Below are 18,556 nucleotides of genomic sequence, written 5' to 3'. Positions count from 1 at the left end.
TTGTTCAGCACCGTGGCCGGTTTCTTCGATCCGGGGGCACTCGTCCGAGCCGGTAAAAACCCTCGCCTCATAACGTTCGCCTCATGCAGTGCGTGTGAGGCCTGCGGGCAGAGGAGTGCAATGAGTCTCGGTGAGGATGTCAATCCGCCTGAGCGACCGAGATACCGCCGATTGAGGTTTGCCAGCTCTTGAGATAGCCCGAACGACGTTGATGCGGCGGCGGGAGCGCGTACGGCCTGCTCATGGTATTCACAGTCGGCACGTTCCTGGTAGGCCTCGAAGACACGTTAGCGTGGGGTCATCGTCTCGGTCGAGAGACACGGTGCACAGGACGCTGCGGTCGTAGAGTTGCGCTGGTAGTTTGCCACTCACGCGCCCGGAGTCGAGCAGGGCGGGTGCAACTTCGGCGGGCCGGTCTGCTTGCTCGATTGGTGCCGTACTCTGCACCGGTCGCAACGAATCCGGAAAGTCCAGCAGGATTCCGGGCATGCTCGTGATCGCGAAATCGGGCCTGGACCAGTCCTCCGGTCGTCAACCTCCGGCGAGGTGAAGGGGATCTCGGTGGCGAGCTTGAGGACGAGCATTTCCACCTCTGCGGGGCTGCGGCGCTTTGCTTACGGCCAAGTCGTGATGGGTGGGTCGGAGCGCGAAAAATCCTGTCCGGGGACTGGCATCGGGCCAGCAGCACGTGCGCGCCCTCACGCTGGAAGTGGTCGAAGGCGGCCTGGTACGCGGGAAACTATTCCATGGTTGCCCAGAGGCTGTTTGAACGCTCACTTAGGTCGCAGACCAGGTCCGTTCTGTGTGCGGCGAGCCGTACGAGTTCCGCGATCTCGTCCCCAGTCCTCACGGACTAGGGGTTGCGTCTGTCCTCGTCCGGTCAGCGGTGAATCAGGCGTACCTCAATCTTCCCATCGCAGCGCAGGTCCGGCAGCCGTGGGCAGATCCGAATGGCGGTTGACAGTGATGCGCTGTCCGGTTGTGGAGGTAGACGGCGCGCTGCCGAACAGCGCGCAGTCCCTTCCTGTCTCGCAGGCCATTAAGGGCCGAGGCGGAAATGAATCGCAAGAACCCGTCCAGCGAATCTCTACGTCGATGGACCATCGAAAGTAATGACGCCCTTACCTGCCCTTTGTTTGTCGAACTCTTCATATGCGTCGACGATCTGGTCTAACCGCCATCGGTGGCTATAGAGGTCCCCGATCGGAAGGTTGTTACGCGCGATGAACTCCGCGCAGCGTCGAAGCTGGACGACCGACATGGTCCATGATGTCAGGAGAGTCATCTGACTCCTGAGATAATCGAAGACCTTAAATTGAACCTCTCCGCCCAAGCCCACAAGACAAAGCTTTCCCCACGGCGCCAGCGCCGCAATAGCGTCGGCGGTGGCTGCAGTGGACCCGGATGTTTCGAGCGCAAGCGACACACCCGGACCGTCAGTGAGCTCCCGCACGGCAGCAGCTGCGCTGACCGACATCGGGTCGATCGTCGCAATTGCCCCGAAACGCTCGGCCTGGAGCCGTCGAGCCGGCTCGGGGTCTATCGCGACTACGCGCGCGCCACGAGCGGTCGCCAGAAGGGTGGCGGAGAGCCCCACAGGGCCTTGACCAAATACCGCGATGGTTGCTCCACCGACATCGCCGAGACGATCCAGCGCGCCCCAAGCTGTACCCGTGCCGCAGCCGATCGCTGCACCGGCTTCGAACGTCAACCTGTCATCAAGCGGAACAAGGCTTGCGATGGGGACGCGCATAAAAGGCGCATGCGCCCCATGATCGTCAATACCGAAGACGCGCGCCGGTGCAGTCGTGCACATCTGGGGCCAACCTGACCGGCAAGCGTCGCAATAGGTGCAGCCAGCATAGTGATGAACGATCACCCGCTGACCGACAGCTGCCAGATCGGGCGACACTCCAGCGCCGACCGCGTGGATCACTCCCGCAGGTTCGTGCCCCATGATGCAGCTCCCGGAGGTAGCGGGTTTCCCCGGTGCATCGCGATAAATGTGAAGGTCGCTCCCGCACAATCCCGAGGCCCGGACAGCGACAAGAACCTCACCAAATCCTGGTCGGGGGTCAGGGAAGTCCCGGAGCTCAAGGGTTCTGTTCCCTAGGAAGACCGCCGCTTTCATGAACGCGGTCCAGAGTTCGGGAGGCCCAACAAAACTGCTGACGCGCATATCTTAATGGCCCGTTGAACATGATCGTTACGACGCTGAACGAAGGCGTCTTCTGAGTCGGGCAGGCCGGTGGAGAATGCGCCTCGATGTTCGAGTGACATAGGGATTCCTTTCAAGCGATGCATGGCTGTGTGGCCGGGACGGAGGATCCGCCGAATGACCTTTACGGCGCAAGGTCTGCTAGACCCCGGTCGGACTTGTGAGGCCAGACTGTGGAAGCCGCCTCCAGATCCCGCACCACGCTAACCGGTTGCGCTCAAGCCCGGAGGGTTTCGGCAATTTGGGCTCGAACTTTTTGATCAAACCTGCGGCTCCTCGGCGGACCGCCATGGCAAGAGGGCGGGGCCGCGTCCCGTAAGGTCGCATCGAGAGGAGCTAACGCAGTGTTCAGATTCACCGGTCAAGACTCCAATCCATGCTTTCGTTAGCCTTTTCCTTCAGGGAGAATGTACATAGCGCCGCAACTCCCGAAATCACAGCAAGCACGATGCCGAATCCGACGGGACCAGCCGGAGACCCGGTGATCATTGGAGCGATGATCGGGATGACTCCGCCACCTAGGATCGCGGCGAGCTGGTAGGACATGCTCGTTGCCGTATAACGGTATGCAGTTGGAAACTGTTCGGGTACCAGCACGCCGACGGCCCCGAGCGCCGTTCCGGCGACCATCGTAGTGATGCACAATGTGACACCGAAGGCGGAAATCGTGCCGAGGTTAATGATTGGGAAGAGTGCGATCGCCCATACCACTCCAAACAACTGTGCCGAGCCGATCACCCGGCGGCGCCCGAATTTGTCAGAGAGCAGGGAGCTCACGCACGCAGCCGCAGTGTAGACGACCCCTGCTAGTGCGGTGACCCCAAACACCTCGTTTTGGGAAAGCGCGAGTTTCTGCACACCGTAGCTGGGAAGATACGTCTGCACTATGAAGTAGAAGGCGAACGTCGTGAGAATCGCCCCGCCTGCCCTGAGGACCGTAGAGGTCTGATTTTTGAAGGTATCGAAGAGCGGGACGCGAGCGGGCGCATTCCGGTTCCGTGCCTTCTCGAAAATTGGGGTCTCTTCAACCTTAAGACGAATGTAGAGTGCGACAGTTACGAGGACAAAGCTCGCAAGGAATGGAATCCTCCATGCCCACGATGTGAATGCTCCCAGACCAAGAGTTACGCTGACAACCAGCAAGGTCAGTGGGCCCAGGACATTGGCCAGACCATTTCCGATCTGAGGAAAAACTCCATACAGGCCACGACGATCCGCCGGGGCATGTTCGGTTGCAAATAGCTGCGCTCCGCCCCATTCACCTCCGAAGGCGATACCCTGCAAGGCTCGCAATAGCACAACGATGATCGGCGCTGCCGCGCCGATCATGTCGGCGGACGGCACCATGCCCATGAAGGCCGTGGAAAGCCCCATTCCGAGCACGGTCGCGACAAGTATTTTCTTGCGCCCGTACCGATCTCCGAAGTACCCGAAGATCACAGCTCCGAGCGGTCGCGTAACGAATGCCACCCCCAAGGTTGCGAAAGACGCAATGAGGCCGGCCGACGGGCCGAGCGAAGGGAAAAACGTCTTTGGGAAAACGAACGCAGCAGCGAAACCGTAGATTCCGAAGTCGTAGCTTTCGATCAGGGCCCCCATGGCAGTCGCAAAGGCGATACGCCTCACATGCCCCTTCCTTTTGATTGGCTCAGTCGCTTCAAGTTCGCGCTGGGCCAATTGGAGAGATTCGTGTTTCGTGATCTCTGACTCATCTGGAATCGACACTGATTCCTCCTAACGTTATTGTTCGGAGACGGTCCGCATCCCACGGCTGCGGTATAACTCTTATGCGCTCGACGGTCGGGGTGTGAAGGACTTTTCGATTTCGCAAGCTCAGACGACGTAACGGTTTGCGGACACCGTCGATATCGACATTTTTCTTTCTTCGGCAAGGGCATCTCTGCCGTTCTAGTTTTGCGAGGTAGGTCTTTGCGGGTTTTCTCGTGGACATGGATAACAGCGAACCAGCCCATCGTGAGACGTTTTGCAAGCGAATAGCAAATAATCAATTGTGATTGTTCCATCACGCATCTGCATCTACGAGGGACAGGAACGAACGCTGACATGTGCTTGGCGAAAACCCTTGGTCTTCCGCTTTAAGGCGTCCCCTGACCGTTGAAGGAGTGGTTTGGTAGGCCTGGCTTAGTGTCGAGGACGAGTGTTCCTTCACGTGGAGTATGGGGCCCGCCCGGGACCACCGCAGCGTAATGGAAGCGGGTGTCGGGCGGCACGGACAGGGCCCGGCGGTGCGATTTCCTTGTAGTTCTGGCCCATGGCAGACGGCACGTGGGACCAGATCCGCACCGGACAGAGACCGCTTCCCATCGATTTCGGCCAATAGAGACGGCAGCTACCTCATTTTCGACGTGGCGCTTCAAACGGCAGATAGCAGCCTGGCATTACCGCATCACAAATGGGTATTGGTGAGGCTTATCCATAACAGAGAGTATGGAATACATCAGTTTTATGCCTAACTGGCTCCTTCTGCTTGGCCCTATGCCTCGCCCGCACACTGCGCGAAAGATAAAGAGATGCTTCAAAACACCAGTACCCCGGCTTCCACCCCGAGCCAGCACGGCACGCCGGACCCAGACTCCCGCAAGGTCCTCCGGGGCAGGGGCGCAGCACTTGCCCGAAACATGGAGGCAAGTCTCAGTGTCCCCACCGCGTCGACCATGAGAACTTTTGAAGTCTCGGCGCTCATGGAATGGCGCCAAAGGCTCCGCACGCAGGGTTTCAACGTTCCTATTGCTGCCGTGCTCGCGACCGCCATGGCCCGTGCCGCCCAGCAGCAGGTTCCCGCCGTGCGTCGGCGTATTGAAAACGACGGCACGGATCTCGTGCTGGTAGAAGAGGGAACCGTCAACCTCGGAGTTGCGGTCGACGTCGAAACTTCTGCAGGGCATTCCATCATGGTGCCCGTCATCAAGGATGCAGCCCGTCTCACTTTTCCGGAACTGGTTGAGCATCTCGGAGGGCTGTCTCAGGAGTGTCGGGCAGGCACCATCTCCGTCTCCAAGCTACGTGGAGCGTCACTCATCCTCACCAGCACTGGTCGTTTCGGTTCCACAACAGGTGTACCCCTGCTTCCCGCAGGTCCGGGCATCATTGTCGCCGCCGGTGCTATCGGTGTCCCTGCGGGGCTCGAAAAGCTGGCCACCACGCATCCCGTGGACCCCGTGCTGACGTTGTCTTCGACCTATGACCACCGCGCCATTCAGGGAGCAGACTCCGGGAGCTTCTTAGGCGCCGTAGAGAAATACCTTCGCTCGCAGGAGTTCCTTGCACAACTGGAGCAGGAGATACTCCAAAAAGAACCGGACCCCCTGCTTGACCTCCCGGTGTCGGCGTCGTCCGAGGACGACGTCCGATTGGCCGAGTTCAACGGCACGGCCAGCACAGCCGTCGCCCGGTTGGAGCCCGTCCGTGCCCGCGACGAAGGATCGTGGTTGCCCAACGGTGTCGAAGTCGAGTTTGCGCACCTGTCCGATCCGGAAACGCGCAACTGGCTCGCCGACCTGGTCAGGCACGGAACTCCACAGCCTACCGCTGATCGCCGACTACAGGCCCTGCGGCTTGCAACGGAGATCGACGTGTTCGAAACGTACCTGCAGACCCAATTCCTCGGGCAGAAGACACTGTCCGTCCAAGGCCTTGAGTCCTCGGTGCTGGCTTTGGCCGAAATGGCCGGACAGGCTGCCGGGAAGGGTTACACCGAAACCGTGCTTGGCATGGCGCACCGCGGCCGGCTCAGTATCATGGCGCACATCCTGAACTGGCCGATGGAGCGGATTCTGGCCGAGTTCCTTCCAACCTCGCACTCGACATTGCATGCGCGTTCCGGTGATGTTCGGCAGCATCTGGGCGGCGGCGGTGCGTTTACGGATACTGATGGTTCATCCATCGGCGTGATGCTGGAGCAGAACCCTAGCCACCTCGAATTCGTTTCGCCAGTGGCGCTTGGCGCCGCGAAGGCCAAGCAAGACCAGCTCATCGCCGAGGGCCTGTCCCCGGCGGAGGCACGTCGAAGGGTGCTCCCCGTCTTGCTGCATGGCGACGCCGCGTTCACGGGACAGGGCGTGGTGTACGAGACTTTCAACCTGCAGCGGCTTGAACCCTACAACGTGGGCGGCACGATCCACATTGTCCAGGACAACCGGCTCGGCTTCACCGCCACTCCTCTCCAACTGCGGTCAACATCCTGGCCATCTGACGTCGTCCGCGGCTTCGACGTCCCGGTCATCCACACCGACGCGGACGACGTCGACGCCAACCTCGTGGCGGCGAGGATCGCCTTCGACTACCGCGAGCGGTTCGGCACGGACATTGTCATCCATGTCCAGGGCTACCGGCGTCACGGCCACAACGAAACCGACGAGCCCCGCTACACCCAGCCCGTCTACTACAACGACATCGACCAGCACCCGCCGGTACACCAGATCTATGCGTCCACTCTGGCAACTGCCGGCCTGGTGAAGGACACCTACGTCGATGAGGCTCGGTCCGTGGCCAAAGAGCACCTGGTGGGCGCTTTGGAAAAGGCTCGCGTCTTCGATCTCGATTCGGTGGTCAACCAGGAATTCGTGCCCCGCCCCGCCGTGCACGACAAGCTGCGGTCAATCACCGCCTCCTGGGTCGCCGAAGTCCTCGACGCATCTGAGCAGTCCCGCGATGATGTCGCCATCCATCCCAAGCTGATGAGGCAGTTCGACAAGAAGCGATCCATGCGTAGCCAGGACTTCCTGATCGACTGGGGTCAGGCAGAGCTGCTTGCTCTCAAGCACATCAACGAAGCCGGCGTGCCGCTTCGGTTTACCGGCGAAGATGTGGAGCGCGGGACGTTCAGCCACAGGCACATCGTGGTTCACGACTCTCAGACTGGGTACAAAGCCGAGCGGCTGACGTTTGGCGGCGCGCCCTTCCTTGTGGCGAACACACCTTTGACGGAAGTTGCCACCGTCGGCTTCGAATACGGCTACGGTCGCACCAACACAGATTCCCTCCAATTGTGGGAGGCGCAGTTTGGTGACTTCGTGAACGTGGCCCAGGTCATCTTCGACCAGTTCATTATGGCCGGCCGCGACAAGTGGGGCCGCGAAAGCCGATTTGTGGCGCTGCTCCCGCATGGTTGGGAGGGCGCCGGTCCTGAGCACTCCTCGGCGCGCTTGGAGCGGTTCCTTCAGTTGGCTGCCCGCGACAATTCCCGCATCCTTATCCCCACCACGGCCGCACAGTACTTCAACGCTCTCGTCAGCGCCGCAGCCCTGGATGAACCGCGCCCGCACATCATCTTCACGCCCAAGTCATTACTGAGGGCCGAGTCTGCGAAGTCGCCAATGGCGGATTTCACTGCCGGTACGTTCCACCCGGTCCTGGCCACCGGGGCGCCCAGTAACGGCACTCGCCGTCTTGTTCTGTCCTCCGGCAAGGTGGGCGTGGAGGCCAAGGAACGTCTGGGCGAAGGTGTCCGCCTTATCCGTATCGAACAGCTGTACCCGTTCCCGCATGAAGAGATCATGAGGGAAGTGGCGGCCGCAGCTGAGCTGGAAGAGATCGTCTGGCTTCAGGAAGAACCCGAGAACATGGGTGCGTGGAGCTACGTGCTGCCCAAGCTGCTCAAGATGGGTCTTGGCCGGTTCCGCCTTGGTTATGTAGGCAGGCCAGAGGCAGCATCTCCCGCCGAAGGCTACTCATCGGAGCACAAGGCAGCCCAGGAACGCCTTCTGGCGACGGCGGCCCAGCCCGGCGCCGTTGACTTCCGCATCGGGTAGCCATTCAAACATCCCCCAACAGGTCGAGGGGAATAATTAGCCAACGGACACAGGGTCAGGCGGTGCAGGGAATCCCTGCACCGCCTGACCAGTAAAAGCAACCAAACATTCGCATGGCGTTACCGGAGAGAAGGAGGCGTCACGAGCACGACGGGGAGATTCAAGATTGAACTCCAGTTCGACGAAGCCATCAGGGTCGCCGCGAATATGGCGCTGCGGGAATACGCGGGATTTTGGATCACAAGCTGCAACCGAAGGACACTCGGCACGCGGCGAAGGGCGCTAAGGACCTACTCACTTCTTCTGACTCGGATGCAAGGCTCCCAACCACGGAGCATACTCAGCCCCAGCGCTTCGGCAGGCTCCTCTTCGGCCGACCGGAGCCGACTTCCGACGATCTTGTTTACGTCTCAGGGGGAATCAGGCGGCCGAATTCCTGGGTTGCCGCCCAACTGCCGAGCAGAGCGATTTTGTCGGCTGATTCGAAACCCTGTTCCGGGGTGTAAGTGCCGATGAACAGTCCTGGTTCGCCCGGCATCTCGAACACGTCGTAGGTGAGTTCGATGTCGCCGACCTCAGGGTGTCGATACACCTTCTGCCCCGTGCGGTGTTCGTGGACGTCCTGGTCCGCCCAGTCTTTGCGGAACTGGGGGCTGCGGGTGGCAAGTTCTCCGATAAGTTCCGTGAGGGCGGCATTGAGCGGGTCCCGACCTGCCTCGTAACGAAGCATCGCGGCAGTCAGGCTGCACCCGAGCGGCCAATCCGCGTAGTAGTCCTTGGCGCGGGAGTCGAGGAAGATGAAGCGGGCGATGCTGGGCCGGTCGGATTCGAAGTGTGGCGAGAACAGCGCCCGCCCGAGAAGGTTCGAGGCGATGAGGTCCTGCCGGGCGTTGTAGACGACGGCGGGCACGGTCAAGTTATCGAGGACCCGCTGCACCGAAGGACGAACGGCGACGGCCGCCGTCGTTTTCTCCGCATGGTTCGCGGCCGCAGGGGTGATGCGGGCGAGGTCGAGCAAGTGTTCGCGTTCGACATCGGTGAGGTGCAGTGCGCGGGCGATCGCGTTGAGGACGCTCTCTGACGCACCGTGGATGTTGCCCCGCTCGAGCCGTGTGTAGTACTCGACGCTGACGTCGGCGAGTTGGGCGACCTCTTCGCGCCGGAGCCCGGGAACACGTCGTTCGTCTCCAACATCGGGCAGGCCAGCCTGCGCGAGCGTGACGTTCGCGCGCCGGGAAACGAGAAACTTCCGGATGTCGTCTTTCTTGGTCATATCTTCACGCTATGCCTATGTGAGTGCGGGCTATGTAGGGAGGGCGGGGGCGCATCGGCCCCCGCCCAGGATGTAGGTTCAGAGGGTTAGCAGGACTTTGGTAGCGGTGCGCTCGTCCATCGCCTTGTATCCTTCCGGGGCCCGGTCGAGGGGAAGGATCAGGTCGAAGACCTTGCCCGGATCAATCTTCCGATCCCAGACCATCCGGATCAGGTCAGGCAGAAACCGGCGCACCGGCGCAGGTCCGCCGAGGGTGTGGATGCCGGCCAAGAACAGCTCGATGCCGGGGACGTGTACGTCGTAGTTCACGCCAACGTAGCCGAGGTGCCCGCCGCCGCGGGTCGCGCCAACGGCCTGCATGAACGATTCCTGGGTTCCGACCGCTTCGACCACTGAGTGTGCACCCAGCCCGCCGGTCAGCTCCTTAATCTTGGCGATGCCCTCGCCGCCACGCTCTTCTACAATGTCGGTCGCGCCATAGAACTTGGCCAGTTCCTGCCGGTCCTTATGCCGGCTCATGGCGATGATCCGGTCGGCGCCCAGTTCTTTCGCCGCGAGGATGGCCATCAGGCCTACCGCTCCATCGCCTACTACGGCGACAGTCTTGCCTGGGCCGGCCTGAGCGGCGACGGCGGCGAACCAGCCAGTTCCCAACACATCGGACGTGGCGAGCAGTGAAGGAATCAGCTCCGGGTCTGGCTGCCCGGGCGTCGCCACCAGCGTTCCATCCGCGTAAGGGATACGGGCTTTCTCGGCCTGGGTGCCGATTTGCGCCACAAACTCCGCGTGCACGCACTTTGATTGGAACCCGGACTGGCAGATTTCGCAGGTGTTGTCCGAGATGACGAACGAACCCACGACGAAGTCGCCCGGCTTGATCGTCTTCACCGCGGAGCCGATCTCTTCCACCACGCCAACGTACTCGTGCCCCATGGGTGTGTGATCTACCGGTTCGATGCCGCGGTAGGGCCACAGGTCGGAGCCGCAAATACAGGTCGCGGTCAGGCTGATGATCGCATCGGTAGGATCGATGATCTTCGGGTCTTCACGCTCCTCGACCCGGACGTCCCCAGCCGTGTACATGACAACTCCACGCATTAATATCTCCTTGCTTGCGCCTGGCGCGCCAAGCGCGCCAGTGATGTTCCAGAAGTGGTTTCCGGTTTGCTATCTCCCATTAGACCTTCGGGATGCCGGGCCTGGGAGGGTCCAATAGGGCCTCCCGGTATTTTCTGTATCTCAATGCCATCGGTCCGACAATCCCGGCGAAGACCAGCATGACCTTACGGGCATCGCAGTGGTTGTGGGAGGCACTGAGAGGGTCTCCCACCGACCCGTCCTACATGTTGGAATCGTCGGAGGGCTGAGTTCGGTTTGACCGCAGGGCTGCGGCCTTCATACCGTCCATTCGCCCGTACGGCAGGGATCGCCATCTGGGCGCGCCCACTCGATGAAAACCGGAACACCCGAAGGGAAGGAAGAGAGCTATGCGCGGAGTGATCATGCTTGCCCCGGGGGAGTGTGCGTGGAAGAACGCGAGGATCCTCAGATCATCGATCCCACTGACGCGGTTATCCGCATCACAGCCAGCTGCATCTGCGGCTCCGACCTGTGGCCCTATCGTGGCCTTGCTCCCCTGCCCGGCCCCTCTCAGATCGGGCACGAGTACGTCGGCATCGTTGAGCAGACCGGTGCGCAGGTCGCAACCGTCAAGCCCGGCGACTTCGTCGTCGGCCCGTTCGTTGCCTCTGGTGACGGCTGCGAAATCTGTCAGGCCGGGTTCCGGTCCTACTGTCCCAACCGGGTGGAGATGCCCACGATCGGAACCCAGGCCGAAAAGGCCCGCATCCCGTTCGCCGACGCGACATTGATCGCTACTCCTGGGCAGCCGGGTGCCGAGCTGATCCCCTCGCTGCTGGCTTGCTCTGATGTGCTGGGCACCGGCTGGTTCGCTGCTGTGTCCGCGCAGGACGGGCCAGACAAGTCCGTCGCGGTCGTTGGCGACGGCGCCGTGGGCCGTGCTGCGAAGCAGCTGGGGGCCGACAGGATCATCGCCGTCAGCCGCCACCCTGAACGGCAGAAGCTTGCACTCGAGTTCGGGGCCACCGATGTTGTCGCCGAACGCGGCGAAGACGGCGCGGCCCACGTCAAAGAGCTCACCGGCGGATATGGCGCGCATTCCACAGTCGAGGCCGTCGGTACGACGGAATCACTGCGCCAGGCGATCCACGCCACCCGTCCTGGCGGCAACGTCGGATACGTCGGCGTCCCCGTCGGGGCGCAGCTGGACCCGATGGAGCTGTTCGCCTCCGGTGTCCAGCTCGCGGGAGGCGTCGCGCCCGTCCGCCGCTTCCTGCCGGAGCTAATCCAACTCGTCTGGGATCGCAAGATAAACCCCGACAAGGTCTTCGACCTCACTCTGCCTCTAGACGACGCCGCAGAAGGCTACAAAGCCATGGATGAGCGACAGGCCATCAAAGTCCTTCTCACCACGTGAGAACCGAACGCCGCCCAGCGTCCCCAAGACGAACGGCGCGCTCGCTCGAGCCACCGACCGACAATCGGCAGGGATCATTCTGCGGTCGGTTTACGTGGCGATTCGTTGCCAAGGAGGGCTTACACCCGCTATGCGAATTGATTTGAGCATTGTGAGCGCGGCCGCAGGTGGTTCCCGCACTCCGCGCGGATACCTCGCCAAGCCCGCCGGAATCGGTCCGTTTCCCGGCGTCGTTCTCATCCACGAAGCGTTTGGACTCGACGACGTCAAGCGCCGACGCCATGCGGACCGGCTCACCGCGGCTGGGTACCTGACGCTTGCCGTAGAGCTCGACAGCGACGACGGCGCGAGGGACTGCCTCGTGTCGACCATGCGCTAGCTGACATCGGGGACGGGCCGGGTCTTCACGGACATCACGACGGCCCCGTTCCTGGCTCAATGGTGATACCAGATGCACTGGGAAGGTGGGAGTCATCGGATTCTGCCTGGGCGGGGGATTTGCCCTGCTAGCGGCCACCGACGGCTTCGATGCGGCCTCGGCGAACGACCAATTGCCGGACGGACTGGCAGGCGCTTGCCCGTCGTAGCCAACTATGCTGAGGACCGTTGCCTTTCCGGACCCCCCGCAAATTTGGAGATCGTCCCAACCAGGCACGACTTCGAGGATGCTCAGGGACTCGCAGCGAGTCACGCACTCATGAACGACGCTCCGGAAGGACGGCAACCGACGCGTCGCGTCGTTCGGATCATGGCTGTCCGACCGGATCCGGGTTCCGCCCCTGAAGCCTGGCAGCGCATTGAGGACCACCTCGCGGAGCACCTTCACTCATGTCCCGCCCTCTACCTGGCGAGCGGCATGCAAAGAGCTGTTCTACTCCGCCGCAGCTCTGGCCAATCCTCAACTAACATGAGGGTCCAGGCTATCTAAAAGCCGTACGCGTGAATAACCGAGCAGGGCATACAGCCGACCGGACGTGTCGCTTCGGGGCAATAGGCGGGATTAACCACCCTGACAGCTCTCGGCTAGGCCCGGCTAGGCCTGGGCTTGCGCCATGCGGACCAGTCCGTCCTCTCAGGGAACCAGCAAGTCCTTTCCGCGCAAGAACCCAAGCTCCCTATGTGGACGAGGTTTCTCCCCCATATGGTTCGACTACGCGAAACAACTCCGGTCCGTTCACGGCGTTCGGCGTCGACGGATCCGTTGTGGAACGATTCGACGAGCCCGTTACCAGCCGCGGGATGCAGTATCAGGCGGCCGAGCTGGAACGCCTGGTCCATGCCGGCCAAACGTCCGGCACCATCCTCCCACCGAGCGAGAGCGTGGCAGTAATGGCAGCGATGGACGAGATCCGCCGCCAAATCGGGCCAAGCTACGACGCGGACGACACAGCCATATAGACACCTCGGTCAGTGACATGCGGATGCTGCGATGACGGACGTATGGTCGCTTTCGCGGGGTCGGATCCGATACCAGGCGGCATCGCGTCCTGGACCTATACGAAACGCTGGTCCGCGCGAGGGATGCCACCGGTGGATCTCCCGAAAGGCGCGGGCAGGCGATCAGAGACTATAGGGACCGAAGCGGCCCCAGGCGACCAGCACAGCCATGATCAGCAGGCCGGCGTTAAAGCCAATCGCAGCGGGTTCCTTTCGGCGTGCGTGGGTGATCGCCGCCAGGACCATCGTGATTGCCATGCCGGTTGCAGCCAAAGGTGTCAGGATCCGGACGATTCCTGTCACGGAGGGCACTATGAGTCCGTGGCTCCGGCAAATCTACGGTGCCGATGAAGCGAACCGTGGGGGTCAAGAAGTCGGCCACCCAAGGGAGAGCATCGATGAGTTTGTCTCTGGGCCGGATGGTCTTCATTCCACCGGCCATGGCGAACATGACGGCCAGAAGGCCTTGTACGATCACAGGAAGATGTTCATGGGATAAGAGGGTCCTTCGTTGTGTTGAGGTTGCGGGTTTTGGCGCAGGTGTCGACGTACGAGTCAACCGGTGAAGACGAATTCGGACTGCTGCCGGCAAAGGACGCGTCCGGCAGGTCCTCGGCCGTGGCACTCGAACGCACAGCCCAAGACACATCCCAGCCATGATCCTCCAACAAACGGTCATACGCGGCCCGGATCTCCTCCTCGAAACCCGCCGGGAACGGCGTGGCGCGAATCAGGTCGCGGATGAACTGGCCCACCTGGGCGAGTTCCGCCACATCGCCGCTGTCTAGGCCCTCCAAGGCGCCTTCGATACGGGCATCAAGGCCCGACTCGGACAAGAAACGCCGATACGCGTCCGCCGTGGTGGCGAAACCATCCGGGACCTTCACCCCGGCCGTGGCCAAGTTCCGGACCATTTCGCCGAGGGAAGCATTTTTACCACCGACCTGGTCAAGGTCGGACAAGCCAAGCTCAGAAAACCACAGAACGTCAGTCATAAAATGTGTCCTCCATTGGGCACGCTCAGACAAGTACAAAAAAGCTAGGTAGTGCAAGGATCTAGGCGCCGCCTCCAGCGAGGCAAGCTGATGTGACCCGAACAACGCGAACTTGAAGTAACGAAACGACGCGAAAGCCGTGGTTTGATGGGGCTCACCCAACCTGCCGTCAGGATTGGGTCGGAATTAGATATTTCTGACACCGGCGGTCCAGGGTCTCAGATTTCAACCGGACACTTTTCACTTGGTGAGGGCGGCCTATGCCGAAAAGCCTCCACCCGCAAGGACCGCTGACGGTGTGGGGCCCGTGAGATCCCGTTACTCACCAGTGGATCTGCCCCGCGTAGGTGCCCCTCTCGCCCCGCAGGCGGCCAGGTCGCCGGCGACGATGACGTGTTTGGGTCACGCGTTTTGCGGCACCATCCAGCACACCACGGACCCAGCGCCACACCAGTTCTGTGCGCTCATCTGCACAAGTGAGGCGACGTGACCAAGCGGCACACAATTCTCACTCCTTGGGCCGCGGAAGATATTTCCCGCCAGCTACACCTCTGGCACCAAGGGTGCGATCAACGCCTATCTACGGAAAAGTGACAGACGTCTGCTCACGCCAAGTCATGTCGTAGTTGGACTCGACGTCCATGAACCGTCGTGGAAGAGAACAAAGGGAGTGAACCTCGCCAGGGCTTCGAGCAATCCCGCGCGGAGGCGCTGCTCCGCAGTCGCGGTCGGACTGCCGCCCACCGCAGCCCCGGAGCGCCAAGGCGATGACCATGTCCATCGCCCGCCTCTCCGCCCAGTCCGGCCTGAGATATCTGTTCAAGACCACCATGATGGACGACCGCACCGTCACCCCGGCGGATGCCACCAGTTACTACATGAAGGCCGGGACGCCTCCGGGACGCTGGCTCGGTTCAGGCCTCCCCGGCATCAACCGGATCACCGGAGACGCCGTCGCCGAAACCGACGCGAAGGCTATCTATGACCACGCCGTCCACCCGGATACCGGCACTCCCCTGGGCCGCCCGCACGGCCAACCGACCCTCGTACAAGCGACGCAGGGCCGGACGGAAACGCGCCACGCCGTCGTCGGCTTCGACCTGACCTTCAGCGTCCCAAAATCCGTCTCGGTCCTCTGGGCAATGAGCCCCCAAAGTATCCAAAACCAAATCCGGCAAACCCACCACGACGCCGTCAATGCCACCCTGAAGTGGCTCGAAGAATCCGTCATCCACACCCGTGCCGGACGCAGCGGCGTCGCGCACCTCGGCACACGTGGCGCCATCGCCGCTGCCTTCGATCACTGGGAGTCCCGGGCAGGCGACCCACAGCTACACACCCACATGGTCATCGCCAACCGCGTCCAACGCATCAACGACGGCGCCTGGGTCACCCTGGACTCGCGAACCCTCTATAAGGCCGCCGTCGCCGCGAGCGAACACTACAACGGTCTGCTCTTCGATGCCCTCCACCGAAACCTCGGCACCGACACCGAAATCCGCTCACCCGCAATAAGTACTCACAATCCAACCCAGCAGCTCGTCGGCGTCGATGATTCGCTGATCCGCGAATTCTCCAACCGATCCCGCCTCATCGACCTGGAAACCGACAAGCTCGTCGCCGAATGGACCACACACCACGGCACTCCCCCGACGGCAACCACCACCATCAAACTCCGCCAACAAGCAACCCTGTCCACGCGGACTCCCAAAGCAGAAACAATCGCGCCGCTCCCCCAGCTCTCGGCGCAGTGGCGTGCACGCGCAGTCGCCAAAGGCTTCGCACCCAGGCTCATGCTGGCCAACACCATGCGACGCTCCCACAAGGCCCCCTTCCGCGCCAGCGACTTCACGACGAACTGGATCGACACCGTCGCGTCCCTGACCCGCGAGCGCGTCGCGGCCAAACGCGCCACCTGGAATCGATGGAACATCCTCGCCGAGGCTGAGCGGGTCTGCGCCGATATCCGTTGCAACACGCCGCAGGACCGAAGGGCAATGGTCGACGCCGTCGCCTCCGCCGCCGAAACCCAGTCTGTGCCCCTCAACGAGAACCGCTACACCCTTCCTGCCGACGCGCAGCCCGATCTCGGCTTCGCGGAGCAAAGCGCCTTCGACTTCCAGGGCACCCGCCTCTACACGGACGCGGCGACTCTTGCCCATGAGGACATCGTCATGGAAGCAAGGAACGACGACGGCGGACCTGCTGTGCGTCCAGCGGTCGCCATGGCGTCACTCGCCAGCTATAAACATCGTGGTCAGCACGATCTGCACTCGGATCAGCGCGCGGCCGCAGCCAACGTTCTCCTCAGCGGCAACCGGCTTGACGCCGTCGTCGGCCCCGCGGGTACCGGAAAGACCACCACCCTCGGCGCGGTTAAGGTCGCATGGGAAGCAGAATTCGGCGCCGGCACTGTGGTCGGCTTGGCGCCCGCGGCGGCGAGCGCCGAGGTCCTTGGGCGTGAGCTGTCGATGGTCACGGACAATGTCTCGAAGTGGCTTTACGAGTCGGTCGGCCAGGGTGCAGGAAGCCGGGCTGCACGCTTCTTCGATGCCGAGCAGCAGCTCAAGAACCACATAACTGATCGAAGCCCCCAGTCCACGCAACTGGCACAGACGGCTGCCCGGCTCTCTGCCGAACAGAACAGGTGGCGCTTTCATCGGAATCAGTTGGTGGTCATCGACGAGGCTTCCATGGTCTCCACCCTTCAGTTGTCGGCTCTTGTACAACAAGCCCGGGATGCCGACGCCAAGATACTCCTGGTGGGCGATCCCGGGCAGTTGGATGCCATCGACGCCGGCGGCATCCTCGGTTGGCTGGAACGGCAAAACAAGACTGTACGGCTCAACACCATTTGGCGGTTCGAGCAGCGTTGGGAGCAGGACGCCTCCCTGAAGCTGCGGGCAGGCGATTCCGCCGCAATCACCGATTATGAGCGGCACGGACGCATCCGACACGGGGCCTACCTCGACATGGTCGACCACGCCTACCTGAGCTGGCAGGCGAACATCCAACAGGGCAAGTCGTCCATTCTCATTGCAGCCGATAATGACACCGTCAGCATCCTGAACCAGCGTGCCCAGGGAGACCGCATCATCCAGCGTGTGGTCGATGGGGAACGGACAGTTCCGCTCAGCGACGGACTCCGCGCAGGCACGGGTGACGTCGTCGTTGCCCGTCGGAATGATCGCTCCATCGTGGATAGCAGTGGCGACTTCATCCGAAACGGGACCATGCTCGACGTCGTCCGTACAGGTTGGCCCAATGGCTCGCTTACGGCAGTCCGCAGGGACACCGGCGCCGCAGTCACGCTGCGCCGGGCCTATGTTGAATCGGCAGTTGAGCTTGGATATGCGACGACGGCCCACCGCGCCCAAGGGATCACGGTCGACGAAGGCCACACCGTCGTCACGGAGAGCCGGCTCACTCGCGAACTTTTCTATGTGAGCATGACCCGCGGCCGTGGAGGCAACTACGCCTACGTCAGCGAGAACGACCCCTCTGACCATGAGCCGCTTGATCCCACCTTGCAGTCGTCATGGCGCGAGATCCTGGAAGAACTGCTCGCAGCCGAAGGTGCCGAACGGACGGCTCACGAAGTCCGCGAGGCCGAGCAAGCGAAAGCAGACAGTCTTGAGCGGCTGAGCGCCGAATACGACTACCTAGCACAGATCGCGGCAGCGGAGGACCTTGCAAGGTTCCTCGGTCATCATGCGCCCGAACGACTCGCCGAGCTGAAACGATCTCCAGCGCTGGGACCCATCGTCGCAGCGTGGCGTCGAACCACAAGTATCAGCCGACCCACCGCACAGCGCATTCTCCTAGAAGCTTTGGAAACAAGCGCTTCAGCGCAAGATCCCACGACGGTACTCCACTCCCGGCTTCTCAGCTTTCTCGGTGGGACTGCCGGACACCCGACAGACCCTCTGACCGAGCCCATACGCACCGCCCGACCAGACCTCGCGAACATGATCGGCCAAGTCGTGGAACGGATCAAACGCAGGACATACGGCATCACCAAAGCAGCCCTGATGCTCGACACCGAATGGAAGCGAAACCTTCTCGGCGCTCTTCCGCCGAACATGCAAAACGATGACATTAGAAGGGTGATCGGCACAGTTGCTATCTACCGCGACAGATGGGGCCTCGAAGACTCGCCGCTCCCGCTCGGGCCCATCCCTGAGGACTCGGAGAGGGAGCGTCATGCGCAGACCGCAGGCATTCAGGAGCTCATTGACGGACTCTCACGCGCGGCAGTTGCCCAGCAGCCGGAGAACTGGTTCGACGTCACTTCCAACCGAGATCCGGGCCTTAGAAATGTCGGTTGGCAGCTTTAAAATGAGCTCGAGCAGGGCAATCTGGCGA

The 18,556-nt window shown here is 61.9% G+C and carries 9 protein-coding genes and 4 pseudogenes; 6 read left to right on the top strand and 7 right to left on the bottom strand.

What is annotated here, in order from left to right:
- Positions 1–1,087: 1,087 nt before the first annotated feature.
- Positions 1,088–2,131 (bottom strand): zinc-dependent alcohol dehydrogenase family protein, encoded by a 1,044-nt coding sequence (locus tag J2S96_RS10840; RefSeq protein WP_306863404.1) that lies wholly within the window; start codon positions 2,129–2,131, stop codon positions 1,088–1,090.
- Positions 2,132–2,572: 441 nt separating this feature from the next.
- Positions 2,573–3,943, bottom strand: coding sequence for an MFS transporter (locus J2S96_RS10835; protein WP_306862900.1), 1,371 nt, complete (start codon positions 3,941–3,943; stop codon positions 2,573–2,575).
- Between the two features lie 806 nt (positions 3,944–4,749).
- Here J2S96_RS10835 and J2S96_RS10830 point away from each other — a divergent pair.
- Positions 4,750–7,989, top strand: a complete 3,240-nt coding sequence (locus J2S96_RS10830; protein ID WP_306862896.1) for a 2-oxoglutarate dehydrogenase E1 component — start codon at positions 4,750–4,752, stop codon at positions 7,987–7,989.
- A 403-nt stretch (positions 7,990–8,392) separates the two neighbouring features.
- Here the strand turns inward: J2S96_RS10830 and J2S96_RS10825 are convergent, their stop codons facing one another.
- Together J2S96_RS10825 and J2S96_RS10820 are read right to left on the bottom strand one after the other, a co-directional pair.
- Positions 8,393–9,262 carry a helix-turn-helix transcriptional regulator gene (locus J2S96_RS10825; protein WP_306862892.1) on the bottom strand — a complete coding sequence of 290 codons (870 nt, stop codon included), beginning with the start codon at positions 9,260–9,262 and terminating at the stop codon, positions 8,393–8,395.
- 78 nt (positions 9,263–9,340) lie between these two features.
- Positions 9,341–10,360, bottom strand: a complete 1,020-nt coding sequence (locus J2S96_RS10820; protein WP_306862889.1) for a zinc-dependent alcohol dehydrogenase family protein — start codon at positions 10,358–10,360, stop codon at positions 9,341–9,343.
- Between the two features lie 389 nt (positions 10,361–10,749).
- On the opposite strand from J2S96_RS10820, the pseudogene J2S96_RS10815 reads away from it, so the two are divergent.
- From J2S96_RS10815 to J2S96_RS10800, 4 genes and pseudogenes are all read left to right on the top strand, one after another.
- Positions 10,750–11,759: pseudogene (locus tag J2S96_RS10815) on the top strand (zinc-binding dehydrogenase).
- A gap of 130 nt (positions 11,760–11,889) precedes the next feature.
- Positions 11,890–12,138, top strand: coding sequence for a dienelactone hydrolase family protein (locus tag J2S96_RS10810; RefSeq protein ID WP_306862884.1), 249 nt, complete (start codon positions 11,890–11,892; stop codon positions 12,136–12,138).
- An 85-nt stretch (positions 12,139–12,223) separates the two neighbouring features.
- Positions 12,224–12,346, top strand: coding sequence for a hypothetical protein (locus J2S96_RS10805; protein ID WP_306862881.1), 123 nt, complete (start codon positions 12,224–12,226; stop codon positions 12,344–12,346).
- 574 nt (positions 12,347–12,920) lie between these two features.
- Positions 12,921–13,157, top strand: a pseudogene (locus J2S96_RS10800) (gfo/Idh/MocA family oxidoreductase); the annotation flags it as partial.
- Between the two features lie 162 nt (positions 13,158–13,319).
- Here the strand turns inward: J2S96_RS10800 and J2S96_RS10795 are convergent.
- From J2S96_RS10795 to J2S96_RS10790, 3 genes and pseudogenes are all read right to left on the bottom strand, one after another.
- The gene (locus tag J2S96_RS10795; RefSeq protein WP_306862878.1) at positions 13,320–13,508 is read right to left on the bottom strand and encodes a DoxX family protein; all 189 of its coding nucleotides are present in this window, start codon (positions 13,506–13,508) and stop codon (positions 13,320–13,322) included.
- 31 nt (positions 13,509–13,539) lie between these two features.
- Positions 13,540–13,845: pseudogene (locus J2S96_RS20195) on the bottom strand (DoxX family protein); the annotation flags it as partial.
- Positions 13,781–14,191 (bottom strand): annotated as a pseudogene (locus J2S96_RS10790) (PEP/pyruvate-binding domain-containing protein); the annotation flags it as partial. The pseudogenes J2S96_RS10790 and J2S96_RS20195, both read right to left, overlap by 65 nt.
- Positions 14,192–14,964: 773 nt before the next feature.
- Between J2S96_RS10790 and mobF the strand changes: the two are divergent.
- On the top strand, positions 14,965–18,528 hold the full coding sequence (gene mobF / locus J2S96_RS10785) for a MobF family relaxase (RefSeq protein WP_306862876.1): 3,564 nt from the start codon (positions 14,965–14,967) through the stop codon (positions 18,526–18,528).
- Positions 18,529–18,556: the final 28 nt, after the last annotated feature.

Origin of the sequence: Arthrobacter bambusae, from assembly GCF_030812595.1 — a bacterium.
Lineage (GTDB): Bacteria > Actinomycetota > Actinomycetes > Actinomycetales > Micrococcaceae > Arthrobacter > Arthrobacter bambusae_B.
Note: the sequence above shows the minus strand (reverse complement) of the source record. Positions and strands in the feature narration are given on the sequence as shown.

Coding starts and splice junctions, on each gene's coding strand:
- J2S96_RS10840 (WP_306863404.1), bottom strand. CDS start 2,131: ATGAAAGCGGCGGTCTTCCTAGGGAACAGAACCCTTGAGCTCCGGGAC.
- J2S96_RS10830 (WP_306862896.1), top strand. CDS start 4,750: ATGCTTCAAAACACCAGTACCCCGGCTTCCACCCCGAGCCAGCACGGC.
- J2S96_RS10825 (WP_306862892.1), bottom strand. CDS start 9,262: ATGACCAAGAAAGACGACATCCGGAAGTTTCTCGTTTCCCGGCGCGCG.
- J2S96_RS10820 (WP_306862889.1), bottom strand. CDS start 10,360: ATGCGTGGAGTTGTCATGTACACGGCTGGGGACGTCCGGGTCGAGGAG.
- J2S96_RS10810 (WP_306862884.1), top strand. CDS start 11,890: ATGCGAATTGATTTGAGCATTGTGAGCGCGGCCGCAGGTGGTTCCCGC.
- mobF (WP_306862876.1), top strand. CDS start 14,965: ATGTCCATCGCCCGCCTCTCCGCCCAGTCCGGCCTGAGATATCTGTTC.